At 70.9% G+C, this 23,730-nt stretch carries 19 protein-coding genes; 6 read left to right on the top strand and 13 right to left on the bottom strand.

From position 1 onward, the window contains the following. Window positions 1-42: 42 nt before the first annotated feature. From OG226_RS35530 to rsmH, 10 genes are all read right to left on the bottom strand, one after another. Window positions 43-837, bottom strand: a complete 795-nt coding sequence (locus OG226_RS35530) for a cell division protein FtsQ/DivIB (protein ID WP_328683886.1) — start codon at window positions 835-837, stop codon at window positions 43-45. Between the two features lie 25 nt (window positions 838-862). Beyond that, complete coding sequence (gene murG / locus OG226_RS35525) at window positions 863-1,954, bottom strand: undecaprenyldiphospho-muramoylpentapeptide beta-N-acetylglucosaminyltransferase (protein WP_328683885.1); 1,092 nt, start codon at window positions 1,952-1,954, stop codon at window positions 863-865. A gap of 6 nt (window positions 1,955-1,960) precedes the next feature. Further along, window positions 1,961-3,328: a putative lipid II flippase FtsW gene (gene ftsW / locus OG226_RS35520; RefSeq protein ID WP_329351141.1), complete on the bottom strand. Its 1,368-nt coding sequence runs from the start codon at window positions 3,326-3,328 to the stop codon at window positions 1,961-1,963. A 21-nt stretch (window positions 3,329-3,349) separates the two neighbouring features. After that, window positions 3,350-4,783, bottom strand: a complete 1,434-nt coding sequence (murD, locus tag OG226_RS35515) for a UDP-N-acetylmuramoyl-L-alanine--D-glutamate ligase (RefSeq protein ID WP_329351140.1) — start codon at window positions 4,781-4,783, stop codon at window positions 3,350-3,352. Further along, window positions 4,765-5,838: a phospho-N-acetylmuramoyl-pentapeptide-transferase gene (gene mraY, locus OG226_RS35510; protein WP_200712987.1), complete on the bottom strand. Its 1,074-nt coding sequence runs from the start codon at window positions 5,836-5,838 to the stop codon at window positions 4,765-4,767. Before mraY ends, murD begins: the two co-directional genes overlap by 19 nt. Then, window positions 5,835-7,250 carry a UDP-N-acetylmuramoyl-tripeptide--D-alanyl-D-alanine ligase gene (locus tag OG226_RS35505; protein WP_328683882.1) on the bottom strand — a complete coding sequence of 472 codons (1,416 nt, stop codon included), beginning with the start codon at window positions 7,248-7,250 and terminating at the stop codon, window positions 5,835-5,837. The genes mraY and OG226_RS35505 overlap by 4 nt, the downstream gene beginning before the upstream one ends. A gap of 4 nt (window positions 7,251-7,254) precedes the next feature. Beyond that, window positions 7,255-8,790, bottom strand: coding sequence for a UDP-N-acetylmuramoyl-L-alanyl-D-glutamate--2,6-diaminopimelate ligase (locus tag OG226_RS35500; RefSeq protein WP_329353611.1), 1,536 nt, complete (start codon window positions 8,788-8,790; stop codon window positions 7,255-7,257). Between the two features lie 173 nt (window positions 8,791-8,963). Continuing rightward, window positions 8,964-10,946, bottom strand: coding sequence for a peptidoglycan D,D-transpeptidase FtsI family protein (locus OG226_RS35495; RefSeq protein WP_329351139.1), 1,983 nt, complete (start codon window positions 10,944-10,946; stop codon window positions 8,964-8,966). A gap of 5 nt (window positions 10,947-10,951) precedes the next feature. After that, the gene (locus OG226_RS35490) at window positions 10,952-11,548 is read right to left on the bottom strand and encodes a septum formation initiator family protein (protein ID WP_328683880.1); all 597 of its coding nucleotides are present in this window, start codon (window positions 11,546-11,548) and stop codon (window positions 10,952-10,954) included. 37 nt (window positions 11,549-11,585) lie between these two features. Next, on the bottom strand, window positions 11,586-12,542 hold the full coding sequence (gene rsmH / locus OG226_RS35485) for a 16S rRNA (cytosine(1402)-N(4))-methyltransferase RsmH (protein WP_328683879.1): 957 nt from the start codon (window positions 12,540-12,542) through the stop codon (window positions 11,586-11,588). A gap of 418 nt (window positions 12,543-12,960) precedes the next feature. Here rsmH and OG226_RS35480 point away from each other — a divergent pair, with 418 nt between their 5' ends. The 4 genes from OG226_RS35480 (at window position 12,961) to OG226_RS35465 (ending at window position 18,505) form a co-directional block, all read left to right on the top strand. Beyond that, complete coding sequence (locus OG226_RS35480) at window positions 12,961-13,509, top strand: beta-class carbonic anhydrase (protein ID WP_328683878.1); 549 nt, start codon at window positions 12,961-12,963, stop codon at window positions 13,507-13,509. Between the two features lie 237 nt (window positions 13,510-13,746). Beyond that, the gene (locus tag OG226_RS35475; protein WP_328683877.1) at window positions 13,747-14,772 is read left to right on the top strand and encodes an AAA family ATPase; all 1,026 of its coding nucleotides are present in this window, start codon (window positions 13,747-13,749) and stop codon (window positions 14,770-14,772) included. After that, on the top strand, window positions 14,772-16,127 hold the full coding sequence (locus OG226_RS35470; RefSeq protein WP_329351138.1) for a DUF58 domain-containing protein: 1,356 nt from the start codon (window positions 14,772-14,774) through the stop codon (window positions 16,125-16,127). The genes OG226_RS35475 and OG226_RS35470 overlap by 1 nt, the downstream gene beginning before the upstream one ends. Continuing rightward, window positions 16,124-18,505, top strand: a complete 2,382-nt coding sequence (locus tag OG226_RS35465; protein ID WP_328683875.1) for a transglutaminase TgpA family protein — start codon at window positions 16,124-16,126, stop codon at window positions 18,503-18,505. Before OG226_RS35470 ends, OG226_RS35465 begins: the two co-directional genes overlap by 4 nt. Window positions 18,506-18,618: 113 nt before the next feature. On the opposite strand, the gene OG226_RS35460 is transcribed toward OG226_RS35465, so the two are convergent. The 3 genes from OG226_RS35460 to OG226_RS35450 form a co-directional block, all read right to left on the bottom strand. Next, window positions 18,619-19,017: a DUF3040 domain-containing protein gene (locus tag OG226_RS35460; protein WP_328683874.1), complete on the bottom strand. Its 399-nt coding sequence runs from the start codon at window positions 19,015-19,017 to the stop codon at window positions 18,619-18,621. Window positions 19,018-19,294: 277 nt separating this feature from the next. Further along, window positions 19,295-20,065 (bottom strand): methyltransferase, encoded by a 771-nt coding sequence (locus tag OG226_RS35455; protein ID WP_329351137.1) that lies wholly within the window; start codon window positions 20,063-20,065, stop codon window positions 19,295-19,297. 162 nt (window positions 20,066-20,227) lie between these two features. Next, complete coding sequence (locus OG226_RS35450; RefSeq protein WP_328683872.1) at window positions 20,228-20,767, bottom strand: SAV_6107 family HEPN domain-containing protein; 540 nt, start codon at window positions 20,765-20,767, stop codon at window positions 20,228-20,230. Between the two features lie 182 nt (window positions 20,768-20,949). Here OG226_RS35450 and OG226_RS35445 point away from each other — a divergent pair, with 182 nt between their 5' ends. Continuing rightward, complete coding sequence (locus OG226_RS35445; RefSeq protein WP_328683871.1) at window positions 20,950-21,642, top strand: ABC transporter ATP-binding protein; 693 nt, start codon at window positions 20,950-20,952, stop codon at window positions 21,640-21,642. Continuing rightward, window positions 21,614-23,698, top strand: a complete 2,085-nt coding sequence (locus tag OG226_RS35440) for a YhgE/Pip domain-containing protein (protein ID WP_329351136.1) — start codon at window positions 21,614-21,616, stop codon at window positions 23,696-23,698. The genes OG226_RS35445 and OG226_RS35440 overlap by 29 nt, the downstream gene beginning before the upstream one ends. The last annotated feature ends 32 nt before the right edge of the window (window positions 23,699-23,730 follow it).

The following is a 23,730-nucleotide window of genomic DNA, read 5'->3' as shown; positions in this document are numbered from 1 at the left end:
GTAGCGCTGCCCAACCAGGGTGCTGGCCTGCGCGAATGTGCGTCAACTCCCGGCTGACGCAGGGGCGGTGGGAACGCTTACGTCGAAGTGCCGGGCGCTGGAAGCTGCTTTCATGAGAGCGGTGAGCGTACGCGCCTTCGCCGCACCCTTGTCACCACTTCCCCAAGAGACCGTCCGGCCGCCGCTCAACTCCAGTGAGATGTCGTCGTAGGAACGGACCTTGACGACCTGGGTGACGCGCGCGACCGCGGCCGGAATGTCACCCGCGACCTTCACCGCCTCGCGTACGAGTCGACCCTCTCCGAAGCGGCGCAGGCCCGCCGCGGACGAACTCGACGGGGAGAGCGTCAATTCGAGGGTGGGGACGGACTTCGGTGGCATGGAAACAGTGGCGAACCGCACGCCTTCGTCGTCCACTTCGATGAAGTTTCCGCCCTTTTTCTCCATCAGAACCGGGCTGCGTTCGGTCACTTTCAGCCCGATTCCGTGAGGCCAGGAACGGACTACGTCAACGGTGTCAATTCGGGGCAATTTACTGCGGAGTCGGGCTTCGATCGCATCGGTGTCGACGGAAACGAGCGGTCCGCCGACCGGAACGCCGGCGGCTTCGCGCACCTGCTCCGGCGTCAGAACCTTCGTCCCGGAGACCGACACCTTCTCCACCCGCAGCCACTGCGAGCCGTAGAGCAGCCAGATCGCCGCGGTGCCCAACAGGACTGCGGCCAGGGCGAGTACGACAATCAGACGAAGGCGTCTTGGTCCCAGACGCCGGACAAGGGGCGGGCCGGACGACTCCTGTTGGCGTTCACCGCGCTCGGCGGTGCTCGGTCCGGCCACGCTCCCCTGCCTCTCTCACATATGGCTAACGGTGCCGCGAGGCGATCGCCTCGTACACCATGCCGACGAGCAGGTCGTCGGCGTCCCGGCGGCCGAACTCGCTTGCCGCGCGCGACATCTCGTACAGCCGGTGCGGGTCGGCGAGCACGGGCAGGACGTTGCCCTGGACCCACTCGGGCGTCAGTTCCGCGTCGTCGACCAGGAGTCCGCCGCCTGCCTTGACCACCGGCTGGGCGTTCAGCCGCTGTTCGCCGTTGCCGATGGGCAGCGGGACGTAGGCGGCCGGGAGTCCGACGGCGGAGAGTTCGGCGACGGTCATCGCGCCCGCGCGGCAGAGCATCATGTCGGCCGCGGCGTACGCGAGGTCCATCCGGTCCACGTACGGTACCGGGATGTAGGGGGGCATCCCCGGCATCTGGTGCACCTGCGGCAGTTCGTTCTTCGGGCCGACCGCGTGCAGGATCTGGATTCCGGCCTGTTGGAGGTACGGCGCGACCCGCTCGACCACCTCGTTCAGGTGCCGGGCGCCCTGCGAGCCGCCGGAGACCAGCAGCGTCGGCAGGTTCGGGTCGAGCCCGAACGCGGCCCGGGCCTCGGGCCGTACGGCCGCGCGGTCCAGGGTGGCGATCGTGCGGCGCAGCGGGATGCCGATGTAGCGGGCGTCCCGCAGCTTGCTGTCCGGGGTCGAGACGGCGACCCGGGCCGCGTACCGCGAGCCGATCTTGTTGGCCAACCCGGGCCGGGCGTTGGCCTCGTGGATCACGATCGGCACCCCGAGGCGCTTGGCCGCGAGGTAGCCGGGCAGCGCCACATAGCCGCCGAAGCCGACGACACAGTCCGCCTTGGTGCGCTCCAGGATCTGCTCGGCCGCCTTGATCGTGCCGCGCAACCGGCCCGGCACGGTGATCAGTTCGGGGGTGGGCTTGCGCGGCAGGGGTACGGCGGGGATCAGCGCGAGATCGTAGCCCCGCTCGGGTACGAGACGGGTCTCAAGGCCGCGCTCCGTGCCCAGGGCCGTGATCCCCACAGTGGGGTCCTGCCTGCGCAGGGCGTCCGCGAGGGCGAGCGCCGGCTCGATGTGGCCGGCGGTCCCCCCACCGGCGAGTACGACATGCACCGAAATTCACCGCTCTCCGGACGAACGCGCCGCCGAGGCACGCCGTCGCATCGTGTTCCATCTCCGGGGCCGCTGGCCGGAACCGGTACCCCTGCCCCCCCGTTTTCTACCAAAGCGGGGTTGCCGCATCGCAAGCGCCGCCCGCGCAGCGGGGTCGTCGCGCGCGAAGGCGACAAGCAACCCCATGGCGAACATGGTCGGCAGCAGGGCGGAACCCCCGTAGGAGAACAGCGGGAGCGGGACACCGGCGATCGGCAGCAGGCCGAGCACCGCACCGATGTTGATCACCGCCTGAGCGATGATCCAGGTGGTCACGCCTCCCGCGGCATACCTCACGAAGGGGTCCTCCGTGCGTCCGGCCACGCGGATACCCGCATAGCCTAGAGCCGCGAAGAGGGCGAGCACCGACAGTGTGCCCGCCAGACCCAGTTCCTCACCGGTGACGGCGAAGATGAAGTCCGTGTGGGCCTCGGGGAGTTGACCCCATTTCTCCACACTCGCCCCGAGCCCGGAGCCGAAGATCCCGCCGGACGCGAGCGCGTAGATTCCGTGCACGGCCTGCCAGCAGTCGGCGACCCCGGTCTTCGGCTCGGTCGCGCCGATGCAGGCGAGCCGGGCCATCCGGTTGGGGCTGGTCTTGATGAGGATCACACCGATCACGCCCGCGATCGACAGCACGCCGGCGAAGAGCCGGGTCGGGGCACCGGCCAGCCAGAGCAGGCCGAACAGGATCGCGGTGAGGATGATCGCCGTGCCCATGTCGCCGCCGAGCATGATCAGCCCGAGCAGCATGAACGCGACCGGCACCAGCGGCACCAGCATGTGCTTCCACTGGGACAGCATCGCCTTGTCCTGCTTGCGGGCGAGCAGGTCGGCGCCCCACAGGACCAGGGCCAGCTTGCCGAACTCGCTGGGCTGGATCTGGAAGGAGCCGCCGAGCGAGATCCAGTTGCGGTTGCCGTTGACCGACATCCCTATCCCCGGCAACTGCACCAGCGCCATCATGAAGACGGCGCCCGCGAGGATCGGATAGGCCAGCGCCCGGTGCAACTTGACCGGCATCCGCGAGGCGGCCAGCGCCAAGACCCCGCCGATACAGGCCGCGAGGAACTGTTTGCGGAAGAAATACGAGCCGGGCAGCGAGAGTTGGAGCGCGGTGATCTGGGAGGCCGAGTAGACCATCACCAGACCGAGCACGGTGATCAGCACGCTGCCGCCGGCGATCAGGTAGTAGGCGGTCAGCGGCCGGTCCCAGGCTCGGCGCGCGTTGACATAGAGCCGTCGTACGGGGTTGTCGCGGACGGCCCTGGCGGCGGCGGGACGTCTTGGGGTCCGCTGCTGCACGGGCGGCCGGCCGGTACGGCTACTGGGCATCAGCGCCTCCGCTTGCGTCGGTCAGGCGCCGAGTTCGCGAACCGCCTGGGCGAACGCGTCACCGCGCTTGTTGTAGTTGGCGAACATGTCCATGGAGGCGCAGGCCGGGGCGAGCAGCACCGTGTCGCCGGCGGCGGCGAGCCGCTGTGCCTCCTGGACAGCCGCGAGCATCGCCCCAGTGTCGGTCCGGTCGAGGTCGACGACGGGTACTTCCGGCGCGTGTCGCGCGAGGGCTTCGCGGATCAGCGCGCGATCTGCGCCGATCAGCACCACACCCCGAAGGTGCTCGGCCGACTTGGCGACCAACTCGTCGAAGGTCGCGCCCTTGGCGAGTCCGCCCGCGATCCACACGATCGACTCGTAGGCCGCCAACGAGGCTTCCGCCGCATGGGTGTTGGTGGCCTTGGAGTCGTCGACGTACGCGACGCCGTCCACATCGGCCACGTGCGCGATGCGGTGCGCGTCGGGCGTGAAGGCCCGCAGCCCGTCCCGTACGGCCTTGGCGGGCACCCCGAAGGCGCGCGCGAGGGCAGCGGCGGCAAGGGCGTTGGCGATGTTGTGCGGGGCGGGCGGGTTGACGTCGGAGACCTCCGCCAACTCCTGCGCGTTCTTCTGCCGGTCCTCGACGAAGGCGCGGTCCACCAGAATGCCGTCCACGAGGCCGAGTTGGGACGGCGCGGGGCTGCCGAGGGTGAACCCGATCGCCCGGCACCCCTCCTCGACGTCGGCCTCTCGGACCAGTTCCTCGGTGGCCTTGTCGGCGACGTTGTAGACGCAGGCGACCCGATTGCCTTCGTAGATACGGCCCTTGTCGGCGGCGTACGCCTCCATGGAGCCGTGCCAGTCGAGGTGATCGGGCGCCAGATTGAGAACGGCGGCGGAGTGGGCGCGCAGCGAGGGTGCCCAGTGCAGCTGATAGCTCGACAGTTCGACGGCGAGGACGTCGTACTGCTCGTCCCCGAGTACGGCGTCCAGGACCGAGACGCCGATGTTGCCGACCGCCGCCGTGCGCAGGCCGCCCGCCTTCAGGATCGAGGCGAGCATCTGGACGGTGGTGGTCTTGCCGTTGGTGCCGGTGACGGCCAGCCAGGGGGCCGCCTCGGGGCCGCGCAGGCGCCACGCCAGCTCCACGTCGCCCCAGATCTCGACACCGGCTGCCCGGGCCGCCGTGAACAGCGGCTTGTCGGGCTGCCAGCCGGGGGTGGTGACGATCAGTTCGGTGCCGTCGGGCAGGGACGCTCCATCACCGAGGCGCACGGTGATGCCGAGCGCCTCCAGGTCGGCCGCCTGGACCCGGGAGCGCTCGTCGGCGCCGTCGTTGACGACCGTGACGAGCGCGCCGAGGCCGTGCAGGACCCTGGCCGCCGGGATGCCGGAGACACCGAGCCCGGCGACGGTGACGTGCTTGCCCTCGAAGGAGAGCCCCTGCCCATCGGTCACTTTTCCGCTGCCCATCCCGCGTAGAAGAGGCCCAGGCCGACGATCACGCAGATGCCCTGGATGATCCAGAAGCGGACCACCACGAGCACTTCGGACCAGCCCTTGAGTTCGAAGTGGTGCTGGAGCGGGGCCATGCGGAAGACCCGCTTGCCGGTGAGCTTGAACGAGCCGACCTGGATGACCACCGACATGGTGATGAGGACGAAGAGACCACCCATGATGGCGACCAGCAGCTCCGTGCGGGAGAGGATCGCCAGACCCGTGAGGACACCGCCGAGGGCGAGTGAACCCGTGTCGCCCATGAAGATCTTGGCCGGCGAGGTGTTCCACCACAGGAAGCCCAGGCAGGCACCCATCAGCGCGGAGGCGATGACCGCGAGGTCGAGCGGATCGCGCACTTCGTAGCAGGCGTTCGGGTTGGTCAGGGTCGTCGCGTTGGCGCAGGACTCCTGGAACTGCCAGACACCGATGAAGGTGTAGGCGCCGAAGACCAGCACCGAGGCGCCGGTGGCCAGGCCGTCCAGACCGTCCGTCAGGTTCACGCCGTTCGACATCGCGAGGATCATGAACAGCGCCCAGATCACGAACAGGATCGGGCCGAGCTTCCAGCCGAAGTCCGTGATGAACGACAGTTTCGTGGACGCCGGGGTGTTGCCGCGGGCGTCCTGGAACTGCAGGGCGAGCACCGCGAAGCTGATCCCGACGATCAGCTGGCCGGCCATCTTCGCCTTGGCCCGCAGGCCCAGCGAACGCCTCTTGACGATCTTGATGTAGTCGTCGAGGAAGCCGACCAGGCCCATGCCCACCATCAGACCGAGCACCAGCAGACCCGAATAGGTCGGCGTGTAACCGGTGATGACCTTGGACAGGAAGTACGCGGCGACCGTCGCGAAGATGAACGCGATACCGCCCATCGTCGGCGTACCGCGCTTGCTGGCGTGCTCGCGCGGGCCGTCGTCACGGATGTACTGGCCGTAGCCCTTGCGGGCCAGCAGCTTGATCAGCAGCGGGGTGCCCACCAGGGTCAGGAACAGGCCGATGACTCCTGAGAACAGGATCTGCTTCATCATCGGGCGGCAACCTCACCCTCGGTACCGGCCTCGACGAGCGCCTGCGCCACGCTCTCCAGACCGACCGACCGGGACGCCTTCACGAGAACGACGTCTCCCGGGCGCAACTCGCTGCGCAACAGGTCGACCGCCGCCTGTGCGTCGGACACGTGCACCGACTCCTCACCCCACGAACCCTCGTTATATGCGCCCAGTTGCAGCCAGGACGCTTCCCTGCCCCCGACCGCGACGAGCTTGCCGACATTGAGCCGGACGGCCAGCCGTCCGACCGCGTCGTGCTCGGCGAGCGCCTCGTCCCCGAGCTCGGCCATCTTGCCGAGCACCGCCCAGGTCCGCCGCCCCTTGCCCATGGCCGCGAGCGCGCGCAAGGCGGCTCGCATGGACTCGGGGTTCGCGTTGTAGGCGTCGTTGACGATGGTCACGCCGTCCGGTCGCTCGGTGACCTCCATCCGCCAGCGGGAGAGGGAGCCCGCCTCGGAGAGCGCGGTGGCGATCTCGTCTGCGGACATGCCCAGCTCATGGGCGACGGCGGCCGCGGCGAGCGCGTTCGACACGTGGTGCTCACCGTACAGGCGCATGGTCACTTCGCTGCACCCGGAGGGTGTGTGAAGGCTGAAGGCGGGCTGTCCGCTGTCCGTGAGTCTCACGTTCTCGGCCCGTACGTCCGCTTCGCCGGACTCTCCGAAAAGGATCACCTTCGCCTTCGTACGGGACGCCATGGCCCGTACGAGCGGATCGTCCGCGTTGAGGACCGCGACACCGCCGTCTTCAACTGAAGGGAGCGCTTCTACGAGTTCACCCTTTGCCTGTGCGATCTGCTCCCGGCCGCCGAACTCCCCGATGTGGGCGGTGCCGACGTTGAGCACGAGGCCGATCTGCGGGGGCGTCAGATCCGCGAGGTAGCGGATGTGACCGATGCCGCGGGCGCCCATCTCCAGGACGAGGAACCTCGTCTCGGCGGTGGCGCTCAGCGCGGTCAGCGGCAGCCCGATCTCATTGTTCAACGATCCCGGTGTGAACACCGTGGGCGCCTTGCGGGCGAGCACCTGGGCGACGAGGTCCTTGGTGCTGGTCTTGCCCGCCGAGCCGGTGAGGGCGACGAGGGTCGCGCCGAGCCGTCGTACGACATGACGGGCGAGGGCGCCCAGGGCGCTCTGGACGTCGTCCACGACGATCGCGGGCACGCCGACCGGGCGGGACGCCAGGAGGGCCACCGCGCCCGCCTGGACGACCGCGTGCGCGAAGTCGTGGCCGTCGACGTGCTCGCCGACGAAGGCGACGAAGAGGCTGCCGGGTTCCACCTCCCGGGAGTCGCGGACCACCGGGCCGGTGACCTGGACGGACGGATCCGGTATGTCGTGCGTCTGCCCGCCGACGACTTCAGCGATCTCGGCGAGGGAGAGGGCGATCACAAGTTCATCCCTGGGTCTTCTGGATAGCTTCGCGAAGCACCTGGCGGTCGTCGAAGGGACGGACCACACCGGCGATGTCCTGGCCCTGCTCATGGCCCTTGCCCGCGACCAGCACGGTGTCCCCCGGCTGTGCGCGGGCGACGGCGGCGGCGATGGCGGCGGCCCGGTCCTCGAAGACCTGGACCTCGCCACGCTCGTGCGCGGGCACCGAAGCGGCGCCCTGGAGCATCGTCGCGAGGATCGCGAGGGGGTCCTCGGAGCGGGGGTTGTCCGATGTCAGTACGGCGGTGTCGGCGAGCCGGGCCACCGCGGCGCCCATCGGCTCGCGCTTGGTCTTGTCCCGGTCGCCACCGCAGCCGAGCACGACGTGCACCTTGCCCTCGGTGACCTTGCGCAGCGCGCGGAGAACCGATTCGACGGCGTCCGTCTTGTGGGCGTAGTCGACGACCGCGAGATACGGCTGCCCGACGTCCACGCGCTCCAGGCGGCCCGGCACGCCCGGCACCGCGGCGATGCCGTCGGCGGCGAGCTGCGGGTCGAGGCCCGCGGTGGCCAGGGCGGCGATCGCGGCGAGGGTGTTGGCCACGTTGAAGGAGCCGGCGAGCGGCGAACGAGCGGCGATCAGCTCGCCCTTGGGGCCGACCGCGGTGAACGTCGAGTCCATCGGGCCGACTTCGACGTCCTGGGCGCGCCAGTCGGCGTCCGGGTGGCCCTCGGCGGAGTAGGTGACCACGGGGACCGTGGCCTCGACGGCGAGCCTGCGGCCGTACGCGTCGTCGAGGTTGACCACTCCCTGCCGGCTGCGCAGCGGTGTGAACAGCTGCGCCTTGGCCTGGAAGTAGTCCTCCATGCCCGTGTGGAACTCCATGTGTTCCGGGCTGAGGTTGGTGAAGACCGCGATGTCGAAGATGCAGGCGTCGACCCGGCCGAGGACCAGCGCGTGGCTGGAGACCTCCATGGCGACCGCGTCGACCCCGCGCTCCAGCATCACCGCGAACAGGGCCTGGAGATCGGTGGCTTCGGGGGTCGTGCGCTCCGACTTGATGCGCTCGTCGCCGATGCGCATCTCGACCGTGCCGATCAGACCGGTGGACCGGACCGTCTTCAGGCCACCCTCTACGAGGTAGGCGGTCGTCGTCTTGCCGGACGTTCCGGTGATGCCGACCTGGAGCAGATCGCGGCCGGGATGACCGTAGATGGTCGCCGCCAGCTCCCCCATCTGCCCGCGCGGGTCCTCGACGACCAGCACCGGCAGGCCCGTTGCGGCCGCGCGGTCGGCGCCGGCCGGATCCGTCAGCACCGCTACGGCGCCGAGGCCGGCCGCCTGGGTGACGAAGTCGGCGCCGTGCAGGCGGGCGCCGGGCAGCGCGGCGTACAGGTCGCCGGGGCGGACGGCGCGCGAGTCATGGGTGATGCCCGTGATCTCGGCGGTCGGCACCGGCGCTGTCGTCACAGTCACGGCGGCGCCCAGTTCGTCGGCGAGTTCCGCGAGGGGTGTGGCGGAGATCCGCGCCGGCCTGGGCGGCCCCGGGTAGGTCACGGATGCGCCCTTCTGGGGGGTTTGGGAGTGGTCGGCGGATGGCACGGCGGTGAGCGTACCGGGCACACCCGCCCCGGAGCGAAGCGAGGGGCCGGGCCCGCTGTCCTGCTGGCCCTGGTTCCCGGACTGGGAGGTGATCATGGTCACGGATCGGTTCCTGGCTGTTGCGCTGATCAGGGCGTGAAGGTCACGGGCAGATTCGCCGCCTTCGCCCCGGTGGGCGGGACCTGGAGGGTTTTGAGGGCGAACTCCATCACCTGCTTGTAGATCGGTCCGCAGATCTGACCGCCGAAGTAGCTTCCGCTGGTGGCGTTCTGGATCGCGCAGTAGACGGTGATGCGGGGGTTGTCGGCGGGCGCGAACCCGGCGAACGACGAGGTGTAGCCCTTGTACTTGCCGGTGGCCGGATCCACACGGTTGGCGGTGCCGGTCTTGCCCGCGACCCGGTACCCCGGAATCGCGGCCTTACCGCCCGTGCCCTGCTCGTCGTCCACCACGGACTCCAGCATCTGGGCGAGGGTCTTCGCCGTCTTGGCACTGATGACCCGGGTCTTCTTGGGCGTGGTCGCGGGCGTGAAGCGGCCGTCGGGCCCCTTCGTGCCGCGTACCAGGGTGGGTTCGACGCGGACTCCGCCGTTGGCGACCGTCGAGTAGACGGAGGCCGCCTGGAGCGCGTTGAGGGACATGCCCTGGCCGAAAGGAATCGTGTACTGCTGCGAGGTCGACCACTTGTCGGCGGGCGCGAGGATGCCCTTCGTCTCGCCGGGAAAATTGAGCCCGCTGTAGCTGCCGATGCCGAACTTGCGCAGATACGAGTACAGGACCTGGTTGGCCTCGGGCTGGGTCTTGCCGAGCTGGCCGGCCGCCTCGATGGTGCCGATGTTGCTGGACTTGGCGAGCACGCCGTTCAGCGTCAGGTTCCAGGTCGCGTGGTCCACGTCGTCCTGGAAGAGCCGGTCCCCGCGGTGCAGCCGGTTCGGCACGACGACATGCGTCAGCGGGGTGGCCGCGTTCTCCTGGAGTACGGCGGCCATCGTCATGACCTTGGCGGTGGAACCGGGCTCGTAGGCGTCCTGGACGGCCGCGTTGCCCAGGGAGGCCGCGCTGGCCTGCGAGAGGTCGTTCGGGTCGAAGCCGGGCGCGTTGGCCATGGCGAGGATCTCGCCGGTGCGGGTGTCCTGCACTATCACGTACCCGCGGTCCGCCTTGGACTTCTTGACCTGCTCGGTGATGGCGTTCTGCGCGGCCCACTGGATGTCACGGTCGATCGTCAGCTCCACGTCGGCACCGGGCACCGCGGGCGTCTCCGTGGAGCCCGCGGTGGGCACCTGGAGACCGCCGGACTGGGCGTAGCGGACCTTGCCGTCCTTGCCGGTGAGGTCCTTGTTCAGCTGCTGCTCGACCCCGCCGCCGCCCTTGCCGTCGGCGTTGACCCAGCCCAGTATCCCGGCGGCGAGATCGCCGTTCGGGTACACGCGCTTGGTGGTGGGGACGGCGAGGACACCGGCCAGGACGTTGACCGTGGTCGGGTCGGTCGAGGCCTTGGTGTTGAGGGCGCTCTTCAGGTCCTTGATCTGCTTCCAGACCTGCGGGGTCTGCCGGTTGGCGAGCACCACGTAGCGCAGGTTCTTGTTCGCGGGCCTGAGCTTCTTGACGAGGGAGGCCTGGTCCACGCCGAGGATCGGGGCGAGGAGGGCGGCCGCCTGTTCGGGCCCGTCGTCGATCTTCAGCTGCTTGCGGGTGAACAGCGTCGGGTCGGCGGTGATCGTGTACGCGTCCACGCTGGTCGCCAGCGCCACTCCGGAACGGTCGGTGATCTCACCGCGCTCGGCGGCCAGGACGTAGTCGACGTACCGGTTCTGCGCGGCCTTGGCGGCGTACGCGCTCGCGTCGACGGCCTGCACCTGGAGCAGCCGTACGACGAACGCGATGAGGACGAGGGTCAGCGCCAGGCTGATCATGCGCAGCCGGGGGCGGGGGCTGCCGAGCCGGAGGGAGCGGGAGCCGCTCGGACGGGCCGCGGGAGGGGGCGAGGCCGGGCGGCGGGCCGGACGGGCGCCGGGACCGGGGCGGCGCCGGGGGGCGTTGCCGCCCTCGGGGCGTTCGGGCCTGGCCGGTCCGGGCACTCGGCGGCGCGGCGGTTCCCTGTCGGACACTTCCGTCACCTGCCGGGGATCGTCGGGGTGGAGGTCTGTGCTGTGGATGACTGCGCTGTGGAGGTCAGGGTTGTAGCGGACTGCGCGGGAGATGTCTGCGCGGGCCGGGTCGCGACGGGGGTGGCCGCGGGGGCCGGTGCCGGTACGACGGCCGTGGGGCTCGGGCCCGGCCTGCTGACGAGTGCTTCGGGTGCGAGGACCGCCGGTGTGCTGACCGTCCTCGCGGCGGCCTGTTCCGGGACACCCTTCACGGTGCCGTTGGGGTCGAGGAAGGCGGGGTCCCCGCCGGGCACCATGCCCAGCTCGTGGGCGCGGCGCTGGAGGGCGTCGGGGGCGGAGTAGGCGTCGACGTCCCGCTGGAGGGCCTGTTCCTCGTCGGTGAGGCTCTTCGTCTGCTTCTGGAGGTCGTCCAGCTTGAACTGCCCTTCGCTGAGCGCGGAGTTCAGCACCAGCAGCGCGATCAGACCGCCGCCGAGAAGCAGCACGACAAGGAGGACGAACGGGGTCCGGGCGGCCTGGATCCCGCCCGTCTGCGCGGGCCCGGTCGGGAAGAGCCGCGCGAGACGAGCGGCCCTGCCCCTCAGTTCGGGTTTCCTGCTCACTCGCACCCCAGACGCCACGCCCACACGCGATACGCACTCACCCGATGTCCTCCCTGATGCGCTGAGCCCCTCGCAGCCGCGCGGGTGCCGCTCGCCGGTTCTCGGCAACCTCTTCCTCGGTGGGAAGTTCGGCACCGCGCGTCAGGAGCTTGAGCCGGGGCTGGTACTGCTCGGGTACGACAGGCAGCCCAGGAGGCGCGGTGTTGGCGGCGCCGGCCGCGAACACCTGCTTGACCAGGCGGTCTTCGAGCGAGTGGTACGACAGGACGGCGATCCGGCCGCCCACGGCAAGGGACTTCACAGCGGCGGGGATCGCGGCCTCCAGGACGGACAGTTCGCCGTTGACCTCGATGCGCAGCGCCTGGAAGGTGCGCTTGGCCGGGTTGCCGCCGGTGCGCTTGGCGGCCTGCGGCAGCGAGTCGCGGATCAGCTCGACGAGCCGCGCGCTGTTGCCGAACGGCTCCTTGTCGCGCTCCCGTACGACCGCGGACACGATCCGCTTGGCCTGCTTCTCCTCGCCGTACGCCCGCAGGATCCGGACGAGTTCACCGGGCGCGTAGGTGTTGAGGACCTCGGCCGCGCTGATGCCGGTCGTCTGGTCCATACGCATGTCGAGGGGCGCGTCCTGGGCGTAGGCGAAACCGCGGTCGGCCTCGTCGAGTTGCATGGAGGAGACGCCGAGGTCGAACAGGACGCCCTCCACGCGCGGGATGCCCAGGCGGTCGAGTACGTCTGGCAGTTCGTCGTAGACGGCGTGCACGAGGTCGGCCCTGTCCCCGAAGGGGGCGAGGCGCTCGCCGGAGAGGCGCAGAGCCTCCTTGTCGCGGTCGAGGGCGACGAGGCGGGCCTCGGGGAACTGGGTCAGCAGGGCCTCGCTGTGCCCGCCGAGGCCGAGCGTGCAGTCGACGACCACCGCCCCCGGCCGCTCCAGCGCGGGGGCCAACATGTCCAGGCACCGCTGGAGCATCACCGGGACGTGTCGACTGTGGCTCAAGGGGCCCTCTCAGATCCGGCGCGGAGCCGTACGCACCGCCGGGTCCCCGCCCGCCGATGAAGAGGAGGCCTGCCGGCGCCGGAAGCGTCAGCCGACCGGGAGCGGGAGGAGGCCGAGCCGTACGTACGCGCCGCGCACGTGGGGAGAATCCGGAAAGTCGCCGGGGTCTCCGGGAAAAGTCCAGCAGGGAGAGCCTCGCCTCCCGCTTCGCGCAACTTTAGTCCACGCTGTCTCACGGTCAATCAACCGGCCTGCGCGTCGCGGGCCCGGGTGCGTGCGAAGCGTCAAAACGGGAAGAATCACCCGGGCGGGTGCACCCCCGCCACCCGTGTGGGTTACCTCACAAGAGGACGCAATGACGCTCTTTTTCCCGTCCCGCACCGAGACCGCACCGCCGGTGACCAGTACCGTCATAGGTATGACGACCTCCGCATCCGTACCCACAGAGTCCGAAGGCGCCATAGTCGACGGCGGGACCGTGACGGACCGCCTCGTCGAGGCCAACGCGCGCTACGCCTCCGCCTTCACCGATCCCGGGATGGACGCCCGTCCAGTCCTGCAGGTGGCCGTGGTGGCCTGCATGGACGCGCGTCTCGACCTGCACGCCGCGCTCGGTCTGGCACTGGGCGACTGTCACACGATCCGCAACGCGGGCGGTGTGGTCACCGACGACGCGATCCGCTCCCTCACCATCAGCCAGCGGGCGCTCGGCACCCGCAGTGTCGTGCTCATCCACCACACCGGCTGCGGCCTGGAGTCCCTCACCGAGGAGTTCCGGCACGACCTGGAGATGGAGGTCGGCCAGCGCCCCGCCTGGGCGGTGGAGGCCTTCCGGGACGTCGAGCAGGACGTACGGCAGTCCATGCAGCGTGTGCGCACCTCGCCGTTCCTGCTGCACACTGATGATGTGCGCGGCTTCGTATTCGACGTGAAGTCGGGTCTGCTGCGCGAGATCGACCCCGCCTGACGCACCCGCCCGCCCCGAAACTTTCGAAAAGCTCGCCCCTCGGACCGCCCAAAAGGTCGCAAGACCCGACAAAGCGAAGGCAGTTGTCCACAGGCGAGTGACACGAACCGGTAACGGCAACAAGAATGCGGGTGTGGCGTCACGCGGAACTTTTCCCGCGTGCCGTCCGTGTTTCGGGGTGGGCCGGTCCGCAGTGCGTGCGCCGGCCCATGGAAAGAACGGGCCGAGGAGGGCCGGGTGACGACCTATGACGATCGAGCGAGCCTTACAGATCTGACCGCCACTGTGGAGCGAGTCCGCAGTTCGGTGGAAGGAGTGATCGAGGGCAAGCCCGAGGTCGTACGGCTTTCGCTGACCGTGCTGCTCGCCGAGGGACATCTTCTGATCGAGGACGTCCCGGGTGTGGGCAAGACAATGCTGGCCAAGGCGCTGGCGCGGTCGATCGACTGTTCGGTGCGGCGAATCCAGTTCACGCCCGACCTGCTGCCCTCGGACATCACCGGTGTGTCCATCTGGGACCAGCAGCAGCGGGACTTCGAGTTCAAACCGGGCGCCATCTTCGCGCAGATCGTGATCGGCGACGAGATCAACCGCGCCTCGCCGAAGACCCAGTCCGCGCTCCTGGAGTCCATGGAGGAGCGCCAGGTCACCATCGACGGCCAGACCTACGAGCTGCCCAGTCCCTTCATGGTGGTGGCCACGCAGAACCCGGTCGAGATGGAGGGCACCTATCCGCTGCCCGAGGCGCAGCGCGACCGCTTCATGGCCCGGGTCTCCATCGGCTATCCCAGCACGGAGGCCGAGCTGCAGATGCTGGACATCCACGGCGGGGCGAGCCCGCTGGACGACCTCCAGCCCGTGGCCCACGCGCACGACATCGTCAAGCTGGTCGAGGCGGTCCGCGGCGTCCATGTCGCCGACCCGGTGCGCAGGTACGCGGTGGACCTGGTCTCCGCCACGCGCAACCACGCCGACCTCAGACTCGGCGCCTCCCCGCGCGCGACGCTGCACCTGCTGCGCGCGGCGAAGGCCTCCGCCGCCCTGAGCGGCCGTGAGTACGCGCTGCCGGACGACATCCAGGCGCTCGCGGTCGCGGTCCTGGCACACCGCCTGCTGCCCACCGCGCAGGCCCAGCTGAACCGTCGTACGGCCGAGCAGGTCGTCCAGGAGATCCTCCAGCGCACCCCCGTGCCCGCGGCACCGGCCCCGCAGAGCGGCCTGGGTCTCGGCGCGTACGGGCAGCAGCAGCCCCGGAGGCTGTGATGACCACCGGGGCGGCGGAGACCGACCGGGACGAGAAGGGCGGTGTCCGTACGGCCCTGGCCGGGCTGACGACCCGTGGACGTTCCTTCCTGGCCGCCGGTATCGCCGCCGCGGTGTGCGCGTACGTCCTGGGGCAGAGCGATCTGCTCCGGGTCGGGCTGCTGCTGGCGGTGCTGCCCCTGGTCTGCGCGACCGTGCTCTACCGCACCCGCTACCGAGTGGCCGGCAGCCGTCGGCTCTCCCCCGCGCGCGTGCCCGCCGGCAGCGAGGCCCGCGTCCATCTGCGGATGGACAACGTCTCCCGACTGCCCACGGGCCTGCTGATGCTCCAGGACCGGGTGCCGTACGTGCTCGGCCCGCGTCCCCGGTTCGTCCTGGACCGGGTCGAGGCGGGCGGCCGGCGCGAGGTGTCCTACCGGGTCCGCTCCGACCTGCGCGGCCGCTACCCCCTGGGCCCGCTCCAGCTCCGCCTGACGGACCCCTTCGGGATGTGCGAACTGACCCGCTCCTTCTCGACCTTCGACACCCTCACGGTCATCCCGCGCGTGGAGGCCCTCCCCCCGGTCCGCCTCAGCGGCGAGGCCAAGGGCTACGGAGACGGCCGGAACCGCTCGCTGGCCCTGGCGGGCGAGGACGACGTGATCCCGCGCGGTTACCGCTACGGCGACGACCTGCGCCGCGTGCACTGGCGTTCCACCGCGCGCTACGGCGAGCTGATGGTGCGCCGCGAGGAGCAGCCGCAGCGCGCCCGCTGCACGGTCCTGCTCGACACCCGGGGCATCGCCTTCGCGGGCCAGGGCCCGGACTCGGCCTTCGAGTGGGCCGTCTCCGGCGCCGCCTCCGTCCTGGTGCACATGCTGGAACGGGGCTTCTCCGTACGCCTGTTGAGCGACACCGGCAACTCGGTGCCGGGCCAGGACGCCGACGGGTTCGCGGGCGCGAGCCAGGAGTCGGCGGACGCGGCCGGGCTGATGATGGACACCCTCGCGGTGATCGACCATTCGGACGGCTCGGGCCTGTCCCGGGCCTACGACGTCCTGCGCGGCGGGAACGAAGGGCTGCTGGTGGCCTTCTTCGGCGACCTCGACGAGGAACAGGCGGCGGTGGTCGCGCGGATGCGCCAGCGCAGCGGGGGCGCCCTCGCCTTCGTGCTGGACAGCGACGGCTGGGTGCGTGAGTCGACCGATGTCCCCGGTACAGCGGACGAACCCGAGGAGCGGCTGCGGATGCTGCGCGACGCGGGCTGGACCGCGGTGGGCGTACCGCGCGGCGCCTCGCTGACCGATCTGTGGCAACAGGCCGACCGGGAGCGCAACGGCATCACCGCGACCGGCCTCGGGGAGGGATGGGCATGAGCGGGCGGGCACGACTGGCGATCTGCGCCTGGGTCGCCACACTGCTGGCGTCCTGCGCCATGCTCCCCCTGGTCTCCCCGGCGACCTGGATCATCCAGGCCGCCTTCATGCTGGCGATCCAGACCGGCGTGGGCGCGGCGACCCGCCGGGTGCCGCTGGCCCGGCCGCTGACCGTCGCGGCACAGGCCCTGGTCACGCTGCTGATGCTGACCCTGGTCTTCGCGCACGCGCAGGCCCTCGCCGGGTTCGTCCCGGGCCCCGAGGCCTTCCAGCACTTCGCCGACCTGCTCCAGCAGGGCTCCGACGACGTCTCCCGGTACGCGATCCCGGCGCCCCTGCACGACGGCATCCGGCTGATGCTCATCGGCGGTGTCCTGGTGATCGGCCTCGCGGTGGACACCCTGGCCGTCACCTTCCGCAGCGCGGCCCCGGCCGGACTGCCGCTGCTCGCGCTGTACTCGGTCGCCGCCGGGCTGTCCGAGAGCAGCGTCAGCTGGCTGTGGTTCCTGCTCGCCGCCGCCGGCTATCTGATGCTGCTGCTGGCCGAGGGCCGGGACCGGCTCGCCCAGTGGGGCCGCGTCTTCGGCGGGGCACAGCGCACCACCCCGGGCTCGGACTCCTCGGGCCCGCTCGCCCCGGTCCGCACCGGGCGGCGGATCGGCGCGGTCGCGATGGCCATCGCCCTGCTGCCGCTGCCCACCATCTCGGGCGGCCTGCTGGACGCCGCCGGGACCGGCGTGGGCGCGGGCAACGGAAGCGGCGGCACGATCTCCGCGGTCAACCCGCTGGTCTCGCTGCGCGACAGCCTGAACGTGGACGAGAACCGCCAGGTCCTGTCCGTGCGCACCAACACGAACGACATCTCGGACATGTATCTGCGGATCGTGTCCCTGGACGACTTCGACGGCACCACCTGGAAGCCGTCCCAACGGCACATCCAGAGTGTGCCGAACCAGTTCCCCACCCCGACCGGCCTCGGCGCTGACATCAAGCGCTCGGAGATCAAGACCCGGATCTCGGCCGCGGACTGGTACGCCCAGGACTGGCTGCCGATGCCGTACCCGCCCAGCGGCGTGAGCATAGACGGCAGTTGGCGCTACGAGCCCGTGGGCATGACTGTCGTCGGCGATCACGGACAGAACACCCGCGGGGTGACCTACGAGGTCACCAGCCTCGACGTACAGCCGACCGCGGAGCAGCTGGCCACGGCGCCGGAGCCCTCGTCGACCCTGCGGAACCAGTACACGAAGGTGCCGAAGTCGCTGCCCGCGGTGGTGGCCGACACCGCCCGCGAGGTCACCGCGGGCTCGACCAGTCACTACGAGCAGGCGGTCAAGCTCCAGGACTACTTCGCGGTGACCGGCGGCTTCCAGTACGACACCCAGGTGGACGTCGGCACCGGCCGCGACGCGATCGCCAAGTTCCTGAAGGACAAGCAGGGCTTCTGCGTCCACTTCTCCTTCGCGATGGCGGCGATGGCCCGCACCCTGGGCATCCCGGCCCGGGTCGCGGTGGGCTTCGCGCCGGGCACCCCGGAGGCCAACGGCTCGGTGTCGGTGGGCCTGAAGGACGCGCACGCCTGGCCCGAGCTGTACTTCGAGGGTGTGGGCTGGACCCGCTTCGAGCCGACCCCGAACCGGGGCTCGGTGCCGTCGTACACCCAGTCGACCACGCCCGGCAGCGACGTCCCGGACCCGGCCCTCCCCTCGACCTCGACGAGCACGGCGCCCTCCGCGGCCCCCTCGGCGAGCGAGAGCTGCACGGCCCAGCTGCGGAAGCTGGACGGCTGCACGAGCCAGGCCCCGGCGCTCGCGACGGGCGATGACCCGCGCGGCCCCTGGTCGTACGTACAGCTGGTGGCGCTGGGCCTGGGCGCGCTCCTGCTGCTGACGATCCCGTTCTCGCCGATGCTGTGGCGGACCCGGAGGCGCTCCGTACGACTCGGAGCGCACGGCCGTACGGATGCGGACGCGGCGGTCCACACGCTGGCGGTGTGGGAGGAACTGACCGATACCGCCTGGGACTTCGGGATCTCGCCCGACGAGTCGCTGACCCCGCGCAGGGCGGCGGCGCGGATCGTGGAACTCGGGCATCTCGACCCGCCGTCGGCCGCCTCGGTGCACCGGGTGGCGGACGCCGTGGAGCAGGTCCTGTACGCGCCCCGGCCGCAGCTCGCGGCGGGACTCGCGAAGGACGTGCGCCAGGTGATCACCGGGTTCCAGGACACGTCCGGCCGCTCCACGCGGCTGCGCGCACTGGTCGCCCCGCGCTCGACCGTCCGGGTGGTGTGGGCACTGTCGGCCTGGCGGACATCGGTGACGACGCGGGCGGCGGCGCTACGGCCGACCCTGCGCAAGCCGTCCGGACAGCGGGGCTAGCGGGCACTGCAGGGCAGGAGAGCAGGGCAGACGTGAGGGGGTGACCACCGGTCCGGTGGTCACCCCCTCAGTCGTGTCCGAGGAGCGCCGCGTGTGTGCGGGGCCGGGTGCTGCTACTGGCCGCCCTGTTGCTCGTCGCGGCGGCGCTGCCAGCGCTGCTCGATTCGATTCATCACCGAGCGCCGCTGCCGTCCCTGGCCGCGGGCGTGCGGAGCGCCTGCGGCGGGCTGTTCGCCAGGCTTGGGGGCCTTGCGCCAACCGGTCACGGCGAGTACCGCACAGCCCAGCATGACGAGGAATCCCACCACGCTGACCCAAATCTGCAGCGTGACCATGCCGGCGATGAGGAGCGCGATACCTACGAGAAAGCCGGCCACTGCCTGGTAGACCCGTCGCCGGGTGTACGTGCGCAGGCCGCTTCCTTCGAGCGCTGTCGCGAACTTGGGGTCTTCGGCGTACAGCGCTCGCTCCATCTGCTCAAGCATTCGCTGCTCGTGCTCCGAGAGCGGCACGGAGTCCTCCTCATCGTGCAGTCGCCGGGGCGACCCGGGGGGTCCCTTCAGGATAGGCAGGGAATCGCCCCCGTGAAACCCGCCCCTCTACGCCAATTGGCCAACCGGAACCCGCCATGGCCGTTCCGACTCGCTGAGGCTTCCATTCCCCAGGAGCCGTCCCGTCATGCCGGGCGGTCTCCCTCGATCATACGGCGCCGGGCCCCCGATCGGGGGGCCTGTGGCGTACTCCATGTGCTGTCGAGCCGCTGATCAGGGGTCCGGCGCGGGAGGCAACTCACGCCTCGTGGGCACCCCGCGTCTCGCCGAGCACATGAAGCTGGGTGGCCACGGAGTGGAACGCCGGGAGCTCGGCCGCCGCGGCCTCCAGCTTCAGCAGCGCGTCCAGCGCGCCGGGCTCGGTGTCCACGAGGACTCCGGGAACCAGGTCGGCGAAGACCCGCACCCCGTGCACGGCGCCGACGTCCAGGCCCGCGCCCTCGACGAACGCGGCGAGCTGTTCGGCGGTGAAACGGTGCGGGACGGGGTCGGCGTCGCCCCAGCGGCCGTTCGGGTCGTCGAGGGCCTGCCGGGCCTCCTTGAAGTGGCCGGCGAGGGCGCGCGCGAGCACGGCACCGCCGAGCCCGGCGGCGAGCAGGCTGAGGACGCCCTCGGGGCGCAGCGCGGCCACCACCGTGCGGACGCCCTCGGCGGGGTCGTCCACGTACTCCAGGACGCCGTGGCACAGCACCGCGTCGTAGCCGCCGCGCTCGACCACGTCGAAGAGGCCGTGGGCGTCGCCCTGGACGCCCTGCACGCGGTCGGCGACCCCGGCCTCGGCGGCGCGGCGCTCCAGCGCGAACAGCGCGTTCGGGCTGGGGTCGACGACGGTGACGCGGTGTCCGAGGCGGGCGACGGGCACCGCGAAGTTGCCACTGCCGCCTCCGGTGTCGAGGACGTCCAGCGCGTCCCGACCCGTGGCCTTGACCCGGCGGTCGAGGGCGTCCTGCAGGACGTCCCAGACCACGGCGGTACGGAGGGAGGCGCGGGGGCGGCTCGGGTCCGACACGGCAGTTGACTCCTCGGCGCGGCACCGCCTGTGCACGGCGGAGCGAAACGGGCTGCCGTCCCGGCCCGAGCTGCGGGCTGAGGGAAGGCTTCAGGCGCCCTCCACCCTATTGCCTCCGGCGCCGTACCTGGTCACGCGTCTCGCGCGGCGAACACGGCGTGGTCACCCCGCGCGGTCCCCCGGCCGCTCCGGTTCCTGGCGCGGCTGGGGCAGGACCGGCTGGAGGACGAGCATGCGCTCGACCAGGCGCAGGAACATCGCCACGTCGCGTATGAGGTCGTCGGCGTCCCGGCGGGTCGCCGCGCCCTGGATGCCCGCCTCGGCCCGCGCGCGGCGCCGGGCGCCGGAGGCGAACAGGGCGCTCCACTCGGTGAGTTCGGGCGCGATCTCGGGGAGCACTTCCCAGGCGCTGCGGATACGGCCGCGGCGCCGGGCCGTGGGCTCGGGCTGGACCCGCGCGGCGAGTACCGCGGCGGCGGTGCGCAGGGCGGCCAAGTGGGCTGTGGCGTAGCGCTCGTTCGACGTTTCGAGGACGGCTGCCTCGTCCAGTCCCGCACGGGCCTGGGCCAAGAGGTCGAGGGCGGCGGGCGGGGCCGTGGCCCGGCGGAGCACGGGGTGCACGTCGCTCGCCGGGCCGTTCAGTGAGGGGGCAGGGCCGGCGGCGCGGCGCCGACGGGCGGCGGCTGCGGACGGATGGGCCATGACGAACCTCCTGTCGTCGTGTGACGGCACGCCCAGTCAGGTGGTGCCGTATGTGCCCATCGTGAGGTATGGCACTGACAATCCGTTCTGACCTGCGCTTTTGCTTCGATCGAAGGTTCGGGTTACTTTTTGCACTGACCAGTCAGTTCAAAGGTTCGCATTGCGGCAGGGGGCGGGGAACCGTGGGTGGGGTCGGTGTCACAGCCGAGGACTTCGGGGTCGAGGGGCCGCGCGGCTGGGCGTTCCGGGGGATCTCCCTGGACGCCGGGCCCGGGTCGCTGATCGCCGTGGAAGGGCCGTCCGGGTCCGGGCGTACGAGCCTGCTGCTCGCGCTCACCGGGCGGATGAAGGCGTCCGAAGGGACCGCCGCCGTGGGCGAGTTCACGCTCCCGAAGCAGTCGGCGGCCGTACGCCGGGTCAGCGCCCTGGCGAATGTCGGCGGGGTCACCGACCTCGAACCGGCGCTGACCGTCGGCGAGCATCTGCGCGAACGGGCGCTGCTGCAACGGCGGTTCGGGGACTCCGTGCGCGGACTGCTGCGGCCCCGCACCGAGCGCGCGGTGGAGGCGGGGCTGCGGATCGAGCGGGCGCTGACCGCCGCCGGGCTCGACCGCGAGGCGCTGCCCAAGGGCGCCCGGACCGCCGTACGGGATCTGGAGCGGCCGCAGGAGGTGCGGCTGTCCATCGCGCTGGCGTTGATCGGGCGGCCCGCGCTGCTCGGGGTGGACGACGTCGATCTCAAGCTCTCGGATGCCGAACGGGCCGGGATCTGGGACCTGTTGAGGTCGCTCGCCGATTCCGGAACGACTGTCGTAGCGGTGTCCACCGAGGGGACGGAGAAGGCCGATGCACGCGCCCGGACTGGCCGCGCTTGAGCTCAGGCGCTTCGGCAGGGGGAAGCTGCCGCGCGCGGCGCTCGTCGCCCTCCTGCTGCTGCCGCTGCTCTACGGGGCCCTGTACCTGTGGTCCTTCTGGGACCCGTACGGCCGCCTGGACCGCATCCCCGTGGCGCTCGTCAACGACGACAGGGGGGCGAGTGCCGACGGGAAGAAGGTCACGGCGGGCGACGACATCACCCGGGGGCTGCGGGACAGCGGGACGTTCGACTGGCACGAGGTGAGTGCGGCCACCGCGCGGAAGGGCGTCGAGGACGGCACGTACTACTTGTCGCTGACCATGCCGGCCGACTTCAGCGAGCGCGTCACCTCCAGTGCGGGCGACTCCCCGGAGACGGGCGCCCTCCAGGTACGGACGAACGACGCGAACAACTACATCGTCGGGCAGATCTCCCGGACGGTGTTCAGCGAGGTGCGGTCGGCCGCGTCCACCAAGGCCTCGCGGACCTTCCTGGACCGGATCTTCGTGTCGTTCTCCGACATCCACGGCCAGACCGTGAAGGCGGCCGACGGCGCCGACGAGCTCAAGGGCGGCATCGGTACGGCCGAGGAGGGCTCCAAGGATCTCGCCGACGGCCTGAAGGACGCCAAGAAGGGCAGCGGCAAGCTCTCCAAGGGCCTGAAGAGGCTCGACACGGGCGCGGGTGACCTGGCGGACGGCTCACGGCAGGTGGCCGCTGGGACGCAGACCCTCGCCGACACGGTCAACGGGGTGGCCGACAAGGTGGGGCCCTTCCTCAAGGACAACGAGAAGACCATCGGGGACACGGCTCAGCTGGTCGCCGACTCGGCCAAGACCATTCGCGCCAACCTGGGCACCCTCGTGAAGACGGCGCCGGTCGCCGCCAAGGGCGCGCACGCGGCCTCGGACACCCTGGCCGAGGTCTACAAGGCGCGCTGCGAAAGCGCCGTCCTGAAGGACGCGGCCTGTCCCGACCTGAAGAAGGCCGCTACGGCCGCCTCCGACGTGGCGAAGGTCGCCGACGACGTGAACAGCCTGGTCGTCGACCAGAACGGCGACCTGAAGAAGCTCGACGCGAACCTGGCCACGCTCCAGACGCAGGCCCAGGCGCTCGCCGACCGCGCCCCGCGTCTCTCCGAGGACCTCGACGACGCGGTGGCCAAGGTCAACAGGTTGAACGACGGTGCCTCGAAGGTCGCCGCGGGCGCCAAGACCCTGCACACCGGGCTCGGTACGGCCAAGACGGGCGCCGCCGATCTGGACACCGGTGTCGGCAAGCTCAGGACGGGTGCCGTGGACCTCAACGGCGGCCTGTACAAGCTCGTCGACGGCTCCGGGAAGCTCGCCGGCGGTCTGCACGACGGCGCCGCGCAGATCCCGGACTACGACAAGCAGGACCGCGACCAGCGCACCGGCGTCATGGCCGACCCGGTCCAACTGGCCACCCAGGACATGCACAAGGCGCCCAACTACGGCACCGGATTCGCCCCGTACTTCATCCCGCTGTCCCTGTGGGTCGGCGCGATGGTGGCCTACATGCTGATCGCGCCCATGAACCGGCGCGCACTCGCCGCCGGTGCCTCGGCCTGGCGGATCGCGCTCGCGGGATGGCTGCCGGTGGTCGCGGTCGGGGTGCTCCAGACGGTGGCCCTGATGGCCGTACTGCACTGGGCGATCGGCCTGGAGATGGTGCGGGCGGCCGGCACGGTCGGCTTCCTGTTCCTGGTGACGGCGTGCTTCGCGGCCATCGTCCAGTGGCTGAACGCACGCTTCGGAGCGGCCGGCCGGATCCTCGTACTCGCCCTGCTGATGCTCCAGTTGACGTCGGCGGGCGGCACCTATCCGGTGCAGACCAGTCCCGGTTTCTTCAACGCGATCCACCCCTTCCTGCCGATGAGTTACGTCGTCGAGGCGCTACGGAGGCTCATCACGGGCGGTGGCCTCGGACCCGTGTGGCACGCGTGCGTGGTGCTCGTCGCCTTCACCGCGGGGGCGCTCGCGCTGACCGCTCTGTCGGCGCGCCACCGCCAGGTGTGGACGCTGGACCGGCTGCACCCGGAGCTGAGCCTGTGACCGCGCGCGGGACCTCGGCACCCGTGCCCGGC

Origin of the sequence: Streptomyces sp. NBC_01261, assembly GCF_036226385.1 — a bacterium.
Lineage (GTDB): Bacteria > Actinomycetota > Actinomycetes > Streptomycetales > Streptomycetaceae > Streptomyces.
The sequence above is the reverse complement of the archived record's forward strand: the minus strand, read 5'-3'. Positions and strand labels throughout refer to the sequence as shown.